This window comes from Ruegeria sp. AF5, assembly GCF_056541905.1.
Genome location: NZ_JBQFYZ010000001.1, coordinates 257353 through 272948, shown reverse-complemented (window position 1 = coordinate 272948; position 15596 = coordinate 257353). Strand labels below are relative to the sequence as shown.

18 protein-coding genes are annotated in these 15596 nt (G+C 57.3%); 13 read left to right on the top strand and 5 right to left on the bottom strand.

Translation table 11 applies throughout. The features are described 5' to 3' along the window. Position 1: 1 nt before the first annotated feature. From nuoN to ACR0DS_RS01330, 4 genes are read left to right on the top strand one after another with little or no spacing between them, the layout of a single operon-like run. Positions 2–1444, top strand: a complete 1443-nt coding sequence (nuoN, locus tag ACR0DS_RS01345; protein WP_209597664.1) for an NADH-quinone oxidoreductase subunit NuoN — start codon at positions 2–4, stop codon at positions 1442–1444. Positions 1445–1498: 54 nt separating this feature from the next. Continuing rightward, positions 1499–2248 (top strand): biotin--[acetyl-CoA-carboxylase] ligase, encoded by a 750-nt coding sequence (locus ACR0DS_RS01340; protein WP_480486199.1) that lies wholly within the window; start codon positions 1499–1501, stop codon positions 2246–2248. Positions 2249–2259: 11 nt separating this feature from the next. After that, positions 2260–3039, top strand: coding sequence for a type III pantothenate kinase (locus ACR0DS_RS01335; RefSeq protein ID WP_209504438.1), 780 nt, complete (start codon positions 2260–2262; stop codon positions 3037–3039). Beyond that, positions 3036–4703 (top strand): ribonuclease J, encoded by a 1668-nt coding sequence (locus tag ACR0DS_RS01330; protein WP_480486196.1) that lies wholly within the window; start codon positions 3036–3038, stop codon positions 4701–4703. Before ACR0DS_RS01335 ends, ACR0DS_RS01330 begins: the two co-directional genes overlap by 4 nt. A 10-nt stretch (positions 4704–4713) precedes the next feature. On the opposite strand, the gene ACR0DS_RS01325 is transcribed toward ACR0DS_RS01330, so the two are convergent. Both ACR0DS_RS01325 and ACR0DS_RS01320 read right to left on the bottom strand, forming a co-directional pair. Then, positions 4714–5415 carry an NUDIX hydrolase gene (locus ACR0DS_RS01325; protein ID WP_480476934.1) on the bottom strand — a complete coding sequence of 234 codons (702 nt, stop codon included), beginning with the start codon at positions 5413–5415 and terminating at the stop codon, positions 4714–4716. 25 nt (positions 5416–5440) lie between these two features. Further along, positions 5441–5839 carry a DUF983 domain-containing protein gene (locus ACR0DS_RS01320; protein ID WP_480476112.1) on the bottom strand — a complete coding sequence of 133 codons (399 nt, stop codon included), beginning with the start codon at positions 5837–5839 and terminating at the stop codon, positions 5441–5443. Positions 5840–6058: 219 nt separating this feature from the next. On the opposite strand from ACR0DS_RS01320, the gene ACR0DS_RS01315 reads away from it, so the two are divergent. From ACR0DS_RS01315 to ACR0DS_RS01300, 4 genes are read left to right on the top strand one after another with little or no spacing between them, the layout of a single operon-like run. Beyond that, positions 6059–6529: an EF-hand domain-containing protein gene (locus ACR0DS_RS01315; protein ID WP_480557472.1), complete on the top strand. Its 471-nt coding sequence runs from the start codon at positions 6059–6061 to the stop codon at positions 6527–6529. 6 nt (positions 6530–6535) lie between these two features. Beyond that, complete coding sequence (locus ACR0DS_RS01310) at positions 6536–7153, top strand: RNA polymerase sigma factor (RefSeq protein WP_480557470.1); 618 nt, start codon at positions 6536–6538, stop codon at positions 7151–7153. Further along, on the top strand, positions 7143–7496 hold the full coding sequence (locus tag ACR0DS_RS01305) for a hypothetical protein (RefSeq protein WP_480557468.1): 354 nt from the start codon (positions 7143–7145) through the stop codon (positions 7494–7496). Before ACR0DS_RS01310 ends, ACR0DS_RS01305 begins: the two co-directional genes overlap by 11 nt. After that, a complete protein-coding gene (locus ACR0DS_RS01300) occupies positions 7493–7966 on the top strand; it encodes a periplasmic heavy metal sensor (RefSeq protein WP_480557466.1) in 474 nt (157 codons plus the stop codon). The genes ACR0DS_RS01305 and ACR0DS_RS01300 overlap by 4 nt, the downstream gene beginning before the upstream one ends. 5 nt (positions 7967–7971) lie before the next feature. Here the strand turns inward: ACR0DS_RS01300 and ACR0DS_RS01295 are convergent, their stop codons facing one another. After that, positions 7972–9372: a diguanylate cyclase domain-containing protein gene (locus ACR0DS_RS01295; protein ID WP_480557464.1), complete on the bottom strand. Its 1401-nt coding sequence runs from the start codon at positions 9370–9372 to the stop codon at positions 7972–7974. Between the two features lie 88 nt (positions 9373–9460). Between ACR0DS_RS01295 and ACR0DS_RS01290 the strand changes: the two genes are divergently transcribed. From ACR0DS_RS01290 to ACR0DS_RS01270, 5 genes are all read left to right on the top strand, one after another. Further along, positions 9461–9745, top strand: a complete 285-nt coding sequence (locus ACR0DS_RS01290; RefSeq protein WP_480476122.1) for a DUF3572 domain-containing protein — start codon at positions 9461–9463, stop codon at positions 9743–9745. Positions 9746–9769: 24 nt separating this feature from the next. Then, the gene (locus ACR0DS_RS01285; RefSeq protein WP_480557462.1) at positions 9770–10462 is read left to right on the top strand and encodes an HAD family hydrolase; all 693 of its coding nucleotides are present in this window, start codon (positions 9770–9772) and stop codon (positions 10460–10462) included. A gap of 118 nt (positions 10463–10580) precedes the next feature. Further along, the gene (locus ACR0DS_RS01280) at positions 10581–12140 is read left to right on the top strand and encodes a trimethylamine methyltransferase family protein (RefSeq protein WP_480481769.1); all 1560 of its coding nucleotides are present in this window, start codon (positions 10581–10583) and stop codon (positions 12138–12140) included. Between the two features lie 118 nt (positions 12141–12258). Further along, a complete protein-coding gene (locus ACR0DS_RS01275) occupies positions 12259–12846 on the top strand; it encodes a heme NO-binding domain-containing protein (RefSeq protein WP_480481768.1) in 588 nt (195 codons plus the stop codon). Next, complete coding sequence (locus tag ACR0DS_RS01270; protein ID WP_480557460.1) at positions 12843–13835, top strand: diguanylate cyclase domain-containing protein; 993 nt, start codon at positions 12843–12845, stop codon at positions 13833–13835. Before ACR0DS_RS01275 ends, ACR0DS_RS01270 begins: the two co-directional genes overlap by 4 nt. Before the next feature lie 39 nt (positions 13836–13874). On the opposite strand, the gene ACR0DS_RS01265 is transcribed toward ACR0DS_RS01270, so the two are convergent. Both ACR0DS_RS01265 and ACR0DS_RS01260 read right to left on the bottom strand, forming a co-directional pair. Then, on the bottom strand, positions 13875–14573 hold the full coding sequence (locus tag ACR0DS_RS01265) for a CbiX/SirB N-terminal domain-containing protein (protein ID WP_480557458.1): 699 nt from the start codon (positions 14571–14573) through the stop codon (positions 13875–13877). A gap of 61 nt (positions 14574–14634) precedes the next feature. Then, the gene (locus ACR0DS_RS01260; RefSeq protein WP_480476134.1) at positions 14635–15567 is read right to left on the bottom strand and encodes an AEC family transporter; all 933 of its coding nucleotides are present in this window, start codon (positions 15565–15567) and stop codon (positions 14635–14637) included. Positions 15568–15596: the final 29 nt, after the last annotated feature.

The window sequence follows — 15596 nt, the reverse complement described above, 5'->3', positions numbered from 1 at the left end:
CATGATCCAGGCTGATCTGACAATTATCCTGCCGGAAATCGTTCTGGCGATCTATGCGATGGTGGCTCTGTTGGGGGCTGTCTACACCTCGAGAGACGGGCTGGCTTCGGTTCTGGTCTGGACCACAGCGGGCTTGATGGCGGTCCTGGCGATCTGGATCGCAACCCAAGGCAGTGGTACCAACGTGGCCTTCAACGGCATGTTCGTAGATGACGGGTTCGCGCGTTTTGCCAAAGTTGCCATCCTTTTGTCGGCAGGTGCCGTACTGGTGATGAGCCAGGAATACATGGCACGCCGGGGTTTGCTGCGCTTTGAATATCCGTTGCTGGTGGCTCTTGCCGCCGTCGGGATGATGATGATGGTCAGCGCAGGCGATCTGATGTCTCTTTACATGGGGCTCGAGCTGCAATCCCTTGCGCTTTATGTTGTTGCCGCGCTGCGTCGTGACAGCGCGAAATCAACCGAAGCAGGGCTGAAGTACTTTGTTCTGGGCGCTCTCAGTTCAGGTCTGCTGCTGTATGGTGCGTCGCTGGTCTATGGGTTCACCGGCACGACACTGTTCTCGGGCATTATTCAGACGGTCCATCATGGGGACGTCTCGGTTGGTCTGTTGTTTGGCCTGATCTTCCTGATCTCGGGTCTGGCATTCAAGGTGTCGGCGGTTCCGTTCCATATGTGGACGCCAGATGTCTATGAAGGGTCGCCGACGCCAATTACGGCTTTCTTTGCCACCGCTCCGAAAGTCGCGGCAATGGCCTTGTTCGCACGTCTTCTGCATGACGCTTTCGGAGGCGTGGTCAAAGATTGGCAGCAAGTGATTGTTTTGCTGTCGGTGCTGTCGATGCTGCTGGGGGCGGTTGCCGCAATTGGTCAGCGCGACATCAAGCGACTGATGGCGTTCTCGTCGATTGCCCATATGGGCTATGCGCTGATCGGTCTGGCGGCTGGCACCGAGTTGGGTATTCAGGCGATGCTGATGTATCTGGCGATTTATGTGACCATGAACATCGGCACGTTTGCGTTTATTCTGATGATGGAACGCGACGGCAAACCCGTCACAGACATTGATGCGCTGCGCCAGTATTCCAAACGTGATCCGGGCAAGGCCCTTGCTGTTCTGATCCTGATGTTCTCGCTTGCCGGTGTGCCACCGATGCTGGGTTTCTTTGCAAAATTTGGTGTTTGGCGGGCTGGTGTAAGTGCCGATTTGACCGGCCTTGTTGTGGTTTCGGCCATCGCATCGGTAATTGGCGCCTTCTATTACCTGCGGATCGTGTTCTACATGTATTTCGGGGCCGAGAACGAGGACCCGATCGAAACGCGGTCGACACCTGTTCTGTGGGTCGCCCTGATGGGGTCCGCGGCGCTGATGCTGATCGGGGTCTTTTATCAGTTCGGGATCGAGGGAGCGGCCGCGGCCGCGGCAGCAACTCTTGTCAACTGAACGTTATGAACAATCTGAAAGAGGGGCTCGGTCGCGTGACCGGGCCTTTTTGATATGACCAAGTGGCCACAAGGCTATGGTCTGCACGAAGTGCAGGAAGTCGATAGCACGCTCAACGAAGCGGCGCGGATTGCCCCCAATGCCCGTGGTCCTGTCTGGATCATGGCGCATCATCAGACGGCTGCGCGTGGACGACGCGGACGGTCATGGGCCAACCCCATGGGCAACCTTGCAGCGACCCTTCTGATGCGCCCCGAAGGTGCGCCAGAACAGGCGGCACTGCGCAGTTTTGTTGCGGCATTAGCCCTGTTTGACGCTTGTGTCTCTGTGACGGGGCGTGCCGCGGGGTTGTCGTTGAAATGGCCCAATGACGTACTACTGAACGGAGGTAAGCTTGCTGGTATTTTGCTGGAAAGCGCCGGTCAGGGGCGCGGTGTAGCGCATCTGTCGATCGGTATTGGCGTGAATTTGGCCAACGCCCCAGACGCCGACGTGGTAGAACCGGGCGCGATCCGTCCCGTCTCGCTGTTGTCGGAAACCGGTGCAAACGTCACGCCTGAGGATTTTCTGACCGAGCTTGCCTCGGCCTATGCCAAATATGAAACTCAGTTTGTTACCTACGGGTTCGAACCCATTCGCACTGCGTGGCTGTCCCGTGCTGCCCGGCTGGGCGAGGTTATCACGGCCCGTACCGGCACGTCTGAGACGGTTGGGACCTTCGAAACGGTGGACGCAGCCGGTAACCTTGTCTTAAACACCGCCAAAGGTCGCGTGAGCATTCCTGCGGCGGATGTCTATTTCTGAAAGGGGCACAGATGCTTCTGGCCATTGATTGCGGCAATACCAACACAGTCTTCTCGATCTGGGATGGTCAGGAATTTCTGTGCACCCTGCGCACCTCGACCCATCACGCACGCACGGCGGACGCCTATTTCACCTGGTATTCGACGCTGGTGAAACATTACGGGATCGAGGCGAATATCTCGGATGTCATCATTGCCTCGACCGTGCCGCGCGTCGTGTTCAACCTGCGCATCTTTGCTGATCGCTTTTTTGGGTGCAGGCCGCTGGTGGTGGGAAGGCCGGATTGCCTGCTGCCCGTGCCGCCGCGTGTGGATCAAGGAACTGTGCCGGGCCCGGATCGACTGGCCAACGCAGTTGGCGCATTTGACCGTCATGGCGGCAATGTCGTCGTGGTGGACTTTGGTACCGCAACAAATTTCGACGTTGTCGCCGCGGACGGTGCCTATGTGGGGGGCGTCATCGCTCCGGGTGTGAACCTCAGCCTTGAGGCTTTGCATCAGGGCGCAGCCGCACTGCCGCATATCGACATCACGCGTCCCGAGAAGGTGATCGGTACAAATACGGTTGGTTGTATCCAGTCGGGCGTGTATTGGGGATATTCCGGCCTGATCGAAGGGCTGATCGCGCGGATCAAGGCCGAATATGGAATGCCGATGAAAGTCGTGGGAACCGGAGGGTTGGCCCCCTTGTTCGATCAGGCCGACGTGGGGTTCGACGTAATCGAAGATGATTTGACGATGCACGGCTTGACCGTGATTCATCGCTACAACAAGGAAAATGGCTCGATATGAGCAGTGAAAGATTGATCTACCTGCCGCTGGGTGGCGCGGGCGAAATTGGCATGAATGCCTATGTGTACGGATATGGTCAGCCCGGGCAGGAACGCCTGATCCTGGTGGATCTGGGCGTCACCTTTCCCGATATGGACACAACTCCGGGCGTCGACCTGATCTATGCGGATATTTCATGGTTGAAAGAACGGGCCGACCGGCTGGATGGCGTTTTCATCACCCATGCGCATGAAGATCATGTCGGCGCGGTGGCTCATTGCTATGAGGCTCTGGGAGCTCCGATCTATGCCCGGGCTTTCACGGCCAATATCGCGCGTCGCAAGATGGAAGAATACGCGCACCCGACCGATGCGGTGACAACCGTGTCCGCTTGGCCTGAAACGGTTTCAGTCGGACCGTTTACCGTCGGTTTCCTTCCGGTTTCACACTCGATCCCGGAAAGTGCTGCGTTGGTCATCGACACGCCCGCAGGACGCGTGGTGCACTCGGGTGATTTCAAGCTGGATGCAAACCCGGTCGTGGGCGAACCCTTCGATCCCGACCTGTGGGCCGAGATTGCCAAGCCGGGTGTCAAGGCGTTGGTTTGCGACAGCACGAATGTTTTCTCGGCGCATCCGGGCCGTTCGGAATCCGAGGTCGGGCCAGAGATTACCAAACTGGTCGAAAGCGCCGAGGGTATGGTTGTGGCTACCACCTTTGCGTCGAACGTGGCACGGGTCAAAACATTGGCCGAGGCGGGCGCACGCGCGGGGCGTTCAGTTGTGTTGCTGGGGCGCGCAATGCGGCGGATGATCGAGGCCGCGACCGAAACGGGTATCCTGTCGGACTTCCCCAAGGTGATCAGCGCGGAAGAGGCGCTGGACCTGCCGCGCCAGAACCTGATGCTGATCGTGACCGGCAGCCAGGGCGAACGCCGTGCGGCAAGCGCGCAACTGGCCCGCGGCAAGTACCGTGGTCTGGAACTGTCCGAAGGCGACCTGTTCCTGTTCTCGTCGAAAACCATTCCCGGAAATGAACGTGGCGTGATTTTCATCATGAACCAGCTCAGTGAAAAGGGCGTGGATGTGGTGGATGACAGCTCGGGCCTCTATCATGTCTCTGGCCATGCGAACCGGCCCGATCTTGAGAAGGTGCACGCGCTGATCGATCCGCAAGTTGTGATCCCAATGCATGGAGAGCACCGGCACCTGCGCGAGCATGTCAAACTGGCCGAGCAGGGTGGCAGAACGGGCGTGCTGGCCGTGAACGGCACCATGCTGGATCTCAGCGGCAATGCACCCGTGGTGGTCGACTATGTCGAAACCGGGCGTACCTATCTGGACGGTACGGTGAAAATCGGTGCGATGGACGGTGTGGTACGTGACCGTATTCGCATGGCGCTGAACGGCCACGTAACTGTGACAGTCGTTCTGGACGAAGAAGACGAGCCGCTGGGCGAACCGTGGTGCGATACGATGGGTCTGCCCGAGGTTGGAACGTCCCGGGCCGGATTGGTCGAGGTGTTGGAAGAAGACCTGAACCAGTTCCTGATGCGGGCGGCAGCCAAGACCCTACGGGATGACGACAAGCTGGAAGACGAAATGCGCCGGATTGTGCGTCAGACGGCAAAAGCGGAAATCGGCAAAAAACCCGAAGTGACGGTGGTTGTCAGCCGGATGCGGTGAAACTGATCGGTCAGTCGTGCTCGGGCATCGGATAGCCTCTGAGTCGCAGGAACAGATTGGCTTCTTCGTTGTTCTGATAGAACGGAACCGATACTGGCGGCTCGGGTGAGGTCACCCGGGCCGCGACCTCGGCCAGAACAACCTCGGTGATAAACGGCAAATCTAGGTCGCGCGCCCGATCCAGTTCCACCCATTGCAGATGCGACAGCTCGTCCGAGGCATGGCTGAAATCATCCAGATCGCCCTGCAGCGCATCGGCATCGACCAGAAAAAACCGCGCATCGAACCGGCGGGGGCGGCCGGGCGGTGTGACTGCGCGAAAAACAAATTGTAGCGCAGCTGCCGACGGCACGTAACCCATGGCGGAAAAGCTCTGCCAGTCGTCGGGAATGCTGCCCGGCCAGTGTCCTGTCTGGCCAAGGACAAGTCCTGTCTCTTCCCAAAGCTCGCGAATTGCTGCGGCGGCAAGGGCGTGTTGTTTTCCGGATTCCGCCTGTTCCGCCAACCGCTCAGAACACAGGTCAGGCAGTGCGGTCGCAAGCGGTACATCCGCATCCGCCGGATCGACCGCTCCACCGGGGAACACGAATTTGTTGGGCATGAACACAGCCTTGGACCCACGTTGACCCATCAGGATCGACGGATTGGTCCACCTGTTCCGCAAAACGATGACGGTTGCGGCGTCGCGGATGGCGGTCTTGTCGGTCATCATGCCCAGAACAATCGCTTCTTCCGGCTCATGAATCGTTGCCAAAACCGTGCATACGACGCGCCCACTGATAGGCGACCACAGCGCCTTTCAAACGGGGGAGCAAAAACAGCGACAGTGCAATGCAAGCAATGGAAAACCCGATGGCCATTACCCATGGGTCCGGGCGCCAGTTCACATACGAGACGTGCAGGGCCGGGGCCAACAAATGCCCGACCAGCAGGATCGTCAGATAGGCGGGCCCATCATCGGCGCGATGATGAAACAGTTCCTGTCCACAGTTCGAGCAGGTGTCATTCACTTTCAGGTAGCTGTGCAACAGCTTGCCTTCGCCGCAACTAGGGCACTTGCACCGAAACCCTTTGACCAAAGCGGGCCAGGTTTCACGCTCGCTCTGGGTTGTGGTGTCGATCGTCTGATCCGTCATAATATAACTCGCGCAGTAATCTTTGGCGGATAATGCGCCTGAACGGGTGGTTTTTAAAGGGGGGTGCGTCGCTTTGCAACGCACCTAGGGTGAACCACGTCGTGAAATACCGAGATGGTTCAAAAAAAGTTGCCGGCATTGCGACGGAATTCCCTGCCTCGCGCGTTTGAATGGATATGAGCAGCGGCACTCAGGCCGCGTCAACAAGGGAAAACCGAAATGAAAAACGCAAAGTTCATCACGGCGATTGTCCTGTCGGGTGTTGCAATCACCGGCACGTCTGTTCTGGCGGCTGGCCCGGGTGGTCGTGAGCCAGTGTCCTTTCAGGAATTGGATGCCAATGGCGACGGTCAAGTGACTCAGCAGGAAATGGAAGCACATCGCACCGAGCGTTTCTCGGCCGCGGATACTGATGGGGACGGCCAGCTCAGCCTTGAGGAGATGCAGGCCGCCGCTCAGAAAAAAGCAAACGACCGCGTCACCAAAATGTTCGAAAACAACGATGCGAACAAAGACGGGTTCCTAAGCCAGGACGAGTTGCCGAAACCGCGCCGGGGTGACAAGATGTTTGACCGGATGGATACAGATAACAGTGGTGGAATATCGGAACAGGAATTTGCCGATGCCAATGACCGGATGGGACGGCACCATAAGAAAAAGCACCACAAGTCGGGTGCAATCGACAACTGATGCAGGGTGGAGGACCTGACCTCCCACCTACACGATGTTCGCGGTGCGGGTTGCACCGCGAGCTCTCTCAGCGACGATGTGTTGCTGAGCCAATTTGCTGAGGGTGACGCACAGGCTGCGCGGATCTTAACAGATCGCCTTGGGCCGCTTTGTTATTCCGTCGCGTTGCGTATGTTGGGCAATCGGGCCGAGGCAGAAGACGTAACGCAGGAGGCGATGATGCGGATGTGGCAGATGGCGCCGGAATGGGTGCCGGGTCAGGCCAAAGTGTCGACATGGCTGTATCGCGTGACGTTGAACCTGTGTGTGGACATTCGGCGCAGGAAGTCCCCCGGCAGGTTGTCGGATATTCCTGAGCCAGAAGATGGCAAAGCCAGCGTAGCCGACCGACTGCAGAATGAGGCCCGCGTGGATGCGTTGCAGCTTGCCCTGTCTCAGCTGCCCGAAAGGCAGAGGCAGGCAGTGATTCTGCGCCACATCGAAGAGTTGCCCAACAGTGAAATTGCCGGGATCATGGGAATTTCAGTAGAAGCGGTCGAAAGCTTGACCGCGCGGGGCAAACGAAGTCTGACCGCGATACTGGCCGGGCGACGTGAAGAACTGGGGTATGACGATGACGGATGAAAACCTGGAACTGGATCATTTGTTTGCGCAGGCTCGGCAAAACCGACCGGCGCTGCCCGACGATCTGACCGTGCGCATTCAGACAGATGCTGAAAAACTCCGCCTCAGTCGCCTAAGGCCTGAACCGCGTCCTCAATCTTCGATCTGGCATCGAATGATGGACAACGTAGGTGGCTGGCAGGGGTTGGGCGGTTTGATCGCCGCCAGTGCGGCGGGGCTCTGGATCGGCTTTTCCGCGCCGGGGTTCCTGCCTGATCCCGCCAATCTGCTGGCATCGCAGGAGACGGTCCTTTTTGTGGCGGACCTTGGATATGACACGAGTTTTCTGGAGAGCACAGAATGAACGCTGCCCTTAAACCGAAACGCCGGTGGATGACGGTTTTGTTGGTCTTGTCATTGGCTCTGAACCTGTTGGTTGTCGGTGTTGCAGTCGGAACCGTGCTGCGCCTGAAGGATGGAGATCACACCGAGGCACCGCCGGGATTCGGCCCGGCGCTATATCGCTCTTTGCCGAAAGATGATCGAAAAGCGATGCGAGGGGAACTGTCTGCGCTACGCGAAAAAGACCTAAGTGGGCGCAGACAGGACTTTGAAGCCTTGAGCCTGGCACTGCGCACAGTGCCCTTCGAACCAGTCGCCGTTGAAGTGTTGTTGCAGAAACAGTCGCAGGCAACGGCAGAACTGCAACTAGCCTTGCAGACACGATGGCTGGCTCGCGTCACCGCCATGAGCGACGCAGAGCGGCAGTCTTATGCGGACAGGTTGCAAAAGATCGTCGAACGCGGGCCGCATGGACACAAGAAAAAGGATTGACGGGTTCAGGCGGCGCTTTGCCTGATACTCACCTGATTGCGCCCCGCTTTTTTTGCTGCGTAAAGGGCTTTATCGGCGGCTTTCAGGATATCTTCTACAGGAACGGGCGTGCGTTCTTTTCCCGGCTGACCCGATTGCGGCATCTCCAGCCCAATGCTGATCGTGACGTTAACCTGTAAACCTTGGTCCGATAGTCGAAACGGGGCGCGACAAATGCTGTCGCAGATGGTCTCAGCCAGTTTTCTGGCTTGCTTTTGTGACACATCGGGCACCGCGAACATGAACTCTTCACCGCCGATACGGGCGACAAAACCTTTGGATCCAAGTGCGCTTTGCATGCGTTTTGCGGCCAGCGTCAGAACACAATCACCGGCGCCGTGGCCATGGCAGTCATTGATGGCCTTGAAATGGTCCAGATCCGCCAGCATGACGGCAAAGCCACACCCGGTACGGGCAGACTGGCGCACGATCTGATCCAATGCCCGCATGGCGTAACGACGATTGTGCAACCCGGTCAGCGGATCAATCCAGGACTCGGCGATCCCTTTTCTCAATGATACGCGCAAATGATCAAGCCGCGCCTTGCGCGCAATCTGATTGTTCAGCCGCAACAGGATCTCTTGCGCGCAGAATCCCCCCAGGCACACGGCGTCTGCTCCTCTGTCCAGCGCTTCTGAGGCCTGCACGGCATCGTAGTCTTGCAAGACGCCAATCAGGACAGTGTTCCGGGTTGCTGCCCGTGACCTGAGATCTGCAAGGATATTCAGCGCGGACGGGTGCGAGCTCAGTTCGACCACAATCGCGTCCGGTATCGGTCCGGACAAAACGCCCTGCAAGTTCGATTGAAGGTGCCAGGACAGATCGAAATGGTGCTGGCCTTGCAAGGCCTTGTGCCAAAGGGCACCGGTTCGGACAGTATTGGTCAAGATATCAACCCGGGCCGCGTTCGGGGGGGTGATCATGACAGGGGCGGGTTCCCCAAATCCAATAGGTTGTGATCCGTTGCTGACCTGCAAATCTTGAGTAACTGCGCGCGCACGCAAAAGGCTGCGAATGCGTGCCAGCAGCAACGTATCTTTGAAAGGATGCGTCAACACATCGTCCAGCCCGTCTTTCAGGGCACGCAGGCGCGCGTTTTTGTCATTCTGTGCTGCAAGTACGACAACGGGCACGTCATCCAGGCCAGATACTTCGGTAAGGGCTTTCTTGACATCTGCGGCTGTTCCGTCGGGCAATGTCTGTGCCGTCAGTACAAGGTCCGGCTGAACGCGACGCGCAAGGGCTTGTAGCCCTTCAAGTTTTCCACCCTGTACCACGTGATACCAGGCAGCGGTCAGTTGAACCTTCAGCATTATGCGGTTGGTTGATACCCCGTCGAGGACAAGGATGGTGCCTTGCACAGACATAGTCGTTCACCGTTGATTGCATGCGTGAACAAATTGTTTATGAGTCTGGTTAACAAACTCTTTCCATCACCTGATCCGAGCACTGTTTATGTCCATTTCGCCCGATTCAGCCGAGACTCTTGCTCTGACGGCCTTGGGTTGGCTGGTCAGCAATGACGAGCTTTTGCCTGTCTTTCTTGGCTCGACAGGTGCTTCGATCGGGGATGTTCGCAATCGGGCCGGTGACCGGGACTTTCTGGCTTCGGTTCTCGATTTTCTAGTGCTTGACGATTCGTGGGTCATGGCGTTTTGTGACGCCAACTCGATCGCCTATGATCACCCTGCCCAAGCGCGGGCGGTTCTGTCAGGCGGTGGCGATGTACACTGGACCTGAACACCTTTTCCGCAGGAGCACGCGATGCCAATAGAAGCAATCGTCTTCGACAAGGATGGCACTTTGTTCGATTTTGCCAAAACCTGGGGAACCTTCGGGCGGTCGTTGCTGATGCGTCTGACAAAGGGGGATGTAGACCGGGCGGTGGAACTCGGGAGCGTCATCGGATTTGACTTCGAGCAAGAGCGGTATTCCACGGATAGCATTGTGATCGCCGCAACGGTCGAAGAAATCGCCGAGGTGCTTATTGCGCATGTTGACGATGTGACATTGCAGGAAGTTGTGGACATGATGAATGCTGAGGCCGCAGCCGCTCCTCAATCCCCTGCCGTGCCGTTGGGCCCATTCCTGAAAGGGTTGCAGCAATCCGGGATCAAACTGGGCGTTGCGACAAATGACAGCGAGCATCCGGCATTGCAGCATCTGGAATCTGCTGGAATACGCGAACACTTCGATTTTATCGCCGGGTATGACAGTGGTCATGGGTTCAAACCGGGGCCCGGTCAGTTGCTGGCCTTTGCCGCACAGGTCGGGGTCGAGCCGTCGCGCATTGCAATGGTGGGTGACAGTGTTCATGACCTGCAAGCGGGGCGCGCAGCCGGGATGATCACCATTGGCGTTTTGACCGGATTGGCAGAAGCAGATGCGCTGGCACCGATGGCGGATGTGGTCTTGCCGGATATCGGTCACATTCCTGCATGGCTGGCCGAAAAATGATGCGTTGATCCGGAAAATCGACGCTCAATTATAGAAAACCGACAAGCTCTGTCGCAGATGGAGCGGCCAGAAATGCGTCTTCGGGTCTTGCTTGTATCAAGCCAGAACGGAGGCAACCATGGCCGAGACCAACACACGCAAACGCCGCGGCGGAGGACGCGCAGGTGCGGCAGCACGCAGGGGCAGCGCGGTGATTGACCAGATGCCGTGGGACCCACCCATCAATATAGATCGCCCGACTGAACCGCTGGATCAGGCCGGGATCGAAGCGATCCATGAAGGGGCCATGCGAATTCTGGAAGAAATCGGGATCGAATTCTACAACGAAGAGGCAATCGGCATCCTGCGCGAGGCGGGGTGCACGATCGATGGTGACAACGTCCGCATGGGGCGCGATTTCGTCATGGAGATGATCGCCAAGGCGCCCAGCCAGTTTTCCATCACGCCCCGCAATGTTGACCACAGGATCGAGATCGGTGGAAAGAACATCCTGTTCGGCAACGTTTCGTCGCCGCCTAATTACTGGGACATGGAGATTGGAAAGAAAGTGCCCGGCAATCGCGAGATGTGCCAGAATCTTCTGAAACTGACGCAGTACTTCAACTGTATTCACTTCGCAGGCGGATATCCTGTAGAACCCGTCGATATTCATGCCAGCGTCCGGCATCTGGATGTGCTGTATGACAAGCTGACCCTGACCGACAAGGCGATGCACGCCTATTCGTTGGGTAAGGAACGTGTCGAAGATGTGATGGAAATGGTGCGCATCGCGGGCGGTCTCAGCCATGAGGAATTCGAGGCCTCGCCACGGATGTACACCAACATCAACTCGACCTCGCCGCTGAAGCATGACCATCCGATGATTGATGGCTGCCTGAGATTGGCGCGGCGCGGGCAGGCGATTGTCGTAACCCCCTTTACGCTGGCGGGGGCAATGGCACCGGTAACGATGGCGGGGGCGGTTGCCCAGTCCCTGGCCGAAGCCTTATGCGCTATCGCTTTGTTCCAATATGTGCGCCCCGGTATTCCCTGCGTAATCGGAACGTTCACGTCGAACGTGGACATGAAATCAGGCGCGCCCGCTTTCGGGACGCCGGAATACATGCGCTCGACCCAGATGACCGGGCAGATGGCGCGATATTATGGGCTGCCGCTGCGTTCATCCGGTGTGTGTGCGGCCAATGTGCCAGACGGGCAATCCGTGTGGGAAACCTCGAATTCGCTCTGGGCGGCCGTGCAGTCGGGCACCAACATGGTGTACCACGCCGCCGGTTGGTTGGAAGGCGGCCTGATCGCAAGCCCGGAAAAATTCATTATGGATTGCGAGGTTTTGCAGCAAATTCAGCGTTATATGAACCCTGATCTAACCGCGACCGGACCGGATGAGATTGCTTTGGATGCCATCCGCGCGGTTGGCAATGACGGTCACTTTTTTGGAATCCAACACACACAGGATCGCTACACCACGGCCTTCTACCAGCCCTTCCTGAGCGACTGGAAGAACTATGAGGGCTGGGAGGCCGCCGGAGGCATCTGGACGGCTGAGCGTGCGCATCACATGTTCAAAGAGATCATCTCGAGCTTTGAGGCACCTCCGATGGACGATGGTATCCGCGAGGAACTGGCCGAGTTCGTTGAACGCCGCAAGGCTGAAGGCGGCGCGCCGACGGACTTCTGACTGGGCGGGTAGTGTCGACTTGATACTCCGTTGCTTTCACAGCAACTCGGGGCGAATTTTGGCTATTTGTTAAGGTTTCTCAGACCACAGTGCCAAGGACACCAAACTGAGGCATCCGATGCATGGTCTGATCAATCGGGCGATACAGTCCTTTGTCGGCGCGACCTACGGGCAATCCTGCTGGGTTCGCGTGACCGAAGGTGCGCGGCTAGGGTTTGTCGAATTTGAAGCCATGCTCATCTATGATGATGACATGACGACCCGGTTGCTTGAGGCCCTGAGTATTGACCTCAATCGACCACAGGCGGAAATCCTCGAAGATCTGGGAACATATCTGGTGTCCCATCCGAACATGGAAGGGCTGCGCCGACTGCTTAGGTTTGGGGGTGTCACCTATGTTGAGTTCCTTCATTCCCTCGATGATCTTGCGGATCGTGTAAGACTGGCTGTCTCTGATCTGAATTTGCCTGCGCTTGAGTTGAGAGAGCTTTCAGCCACGGAATACCAGTTGTGCTGCCTTCCGGACTTACCGGGATTCTCCAGTGTTATGGTCGGGGTCCTGCGCGCGATGGCCGATGATTATGGTGCGCTGGTGATGCTGTCGCATGAGGGTCGTCAAGAGTGTTGTGAAATCATTTCAATCATTTTGGTCGAAAGCGCCTTTGCCGAGGGGCGCCATTTTGATCTGGGGGCTCGGAACAGATGACACATACCCAAGAACTGGCCGAACTTCTGGAAACGCTTTGCCCGATGTTCATGTTGGTGGACCGCAGCGGATGCATTCAACAAGCGGGCCCGACATTGCAAAAGTTGCGGCCCGAATTGCCTTTGGTCGGGCTGGGGGTTCTGGACGTGTTCGAGCTGATCCGCCCCAGAACAGTCACCACCCTTCCCGCATTGATGTCGATGGCCGGTGCCAAACTGCATCTGAGATTTCGCGATGAACCACGTACGACCCTGAAAGGCCTGGTCGCACCCTTGCCCGAGACGGGCGGTGCAGTCATCAATCTGTCATTCGGTATTTCGATTTTGGATGCGGTTCGGGATTACGCCCTGACGAGCGCAGATTTTTCCGGCACCGACCTGGCGATCGAGCTGTTGTATCTGGTCGAAGCCAAATCTGCCGCGATGGAAGCGTCCCGTTCACTTAATCTCAGGCTTCAGGGGGCAATGCTAGCCGCGGAAGAGCAGGCATATACCGATACATTGACGGGATTGAAGAACCGTCGCGCGATGGATCATTTGCTGGGGCATCTGATCCTGACAAATACTACATTTGCCCTTATGCATCTGGATTTAGACTTCTTCAAATCCGTGAATGATCGGCTGGGCCATGCTGCCGGGGATTACGTCCTGCAACAGGCGGCCCGCATCATGCTTGAAGAGACGCGTGGAGACGATACGGTTGCGCGGGTCGGCGGGGATGAGTTTGTCATTATTTTTAAAGGTCTGACGCGGGAAGAAACCCTGGAGTCCATCGCCGGGCGCCTGATCGCGAGGTTGAATGAACCCATGATGTTTCAGGACCAACCGTGCTGTATCTCTGCAAGTATCGGAACGGCCTTGTCCACCCAGTTCAAGGTTCCCAAAGCCGCCGACATCCTTCACGCCGCCGACGTCGCCCTTTATCAGGCCAAGCGAGATGGCCGGTCCTGCCACCGCCTGTATTCCACTCTGATCAAAGCGCAAACCTGAGTTTTGCCTGTTTCCGGGGCAAAGAACTCAGGCGAATTTTTACGCGAGCTGAACGGCCTTCGTTACCTGCTTGGCAATCTGGTGCCGGATGGGTGGCAGTTCCCCAACCACTGGCAGCAGGACGCCTTCGAAGCCTGCTTGGCTCAATCCTGCGGGCACGTCGTCTACTGCGTGCCCCCCGGTGCAGGCAAAGAACGGAAGGCACAGCGCCTGAGCCCCTATGCCGGTTGCGGCTTCGGAAATGGATGGCGGTTCTTCAACAAACCCAACGCGGACAGATTTGAAAGCCAGCATTTCTTGAAGTTGCGATGCGAAATTCAGAGCCACAACCGACGGGTTTCGGCTACGCCCCGACCCATGGGCGGCAATGACCAAATCGGTCGACGCAGTTGCCCAATTCAATTCGGACAACTCGGATTGCAGGGCGTGCGCGGTCAATTCCGGTAGCTCTGGGTCAACACCCAATGGGTCTAGAATGCGCGCTTTGTGATCCCCTAATCGCTTGGGTAGTGCGCTGGTGACAAACCATCCGTTTGCCATGAAAAGCGGATAGATGACCGTGTTTTCCGGCAGGCTGTTCAGTTTAGCCTCGAACGCGCCGGGCGCGGCCAGAGTTGCAGCATGCACCGTTACATGCTCGGTCAGGGCGCCGACCGTAGCCGCGAATGCAGCCAAAGCAGCCTCAGCCGGTTCTGGATCGGACGGCTGGCCATGTGCGACGATGATGGCATGTGGCATTTGGATCTCCTGACACGATATGCGTTACGTGCCTCTGTGCGAACTGAAGTCAACACTACTGTTAGCCCAGAACCGTTAGCCAAAGCCAGACAGTCAGGATGGATGTGGCTGTCCCAATGAGAACAGAAGAAGCTGCGACCCGCTTGGCGCGGCCATACATATTGGCAAAGATATAGGCGTTAAACCCGGGCGCCATGGCTGCGTTCAACACCCCCGAGCGGAAAAGGTCCTGCGGCAGCCCCGTGGACTTGCCGAATATCCACACTAGGCTGGGATGTAGCATCAGCGAGATTGCGCAAACAAAGGCGATAGTTCGCAGATCGCCTTCGGGTTTGTATTTGACCAGTACCCCGCCCAGTGCAAACAGGGCGCCGGGCAGGGCGGCCCGAGTGATAAGACCAAGGGCTTCGTCCACCACAGCCGGGATGGTCAAACCGGACAGATTGACCACGAACCCCAGTGCAATACCAAGGATCAGCGCGTTCTTGAACATTGCAGACAGAACAGAACGTGCCATGCGCGCGCCACCGTTTCCGCGATTGCGGACAACCTCCATCACCGTGATCCCAACGCCGTAACAAAACGGGGAATGGAAGGCGATAATCGCATAGTTGCCTGTCAGGTTCTCAGGACCATAAGCGCGTTCGGTAATCGGCAATCCAAGCAGAACCGAGTTTGAGAACAGGCAACAAAACCCGATTGCCACGCAGTCTTCCCATTCGCGGTTGAAAATGATGCGCGCACCAAAAAGACCCGTGGTGAAACACAAGGCAGCGGCGGAATAGAAGCTGGCTAAAAGCCGGGGATCGAAACTGGCGCTGAGGTCCAGATGCGCGATGGCCAGAAACAACAGGCATGGGATCGCGAACCCTTGCGTAAATCTCATCAGCCCGTCGACATGGTTTTCTTTGAAATAACCTGTTCGTGTTGCCGTGTAACCGGCGCCGATCACAAGAAAGACAGGAAGAATGACGTCAATCAGGCTTTGCAGCATTTGGCCCCCATGCAGCTGCCAAGCTGCGA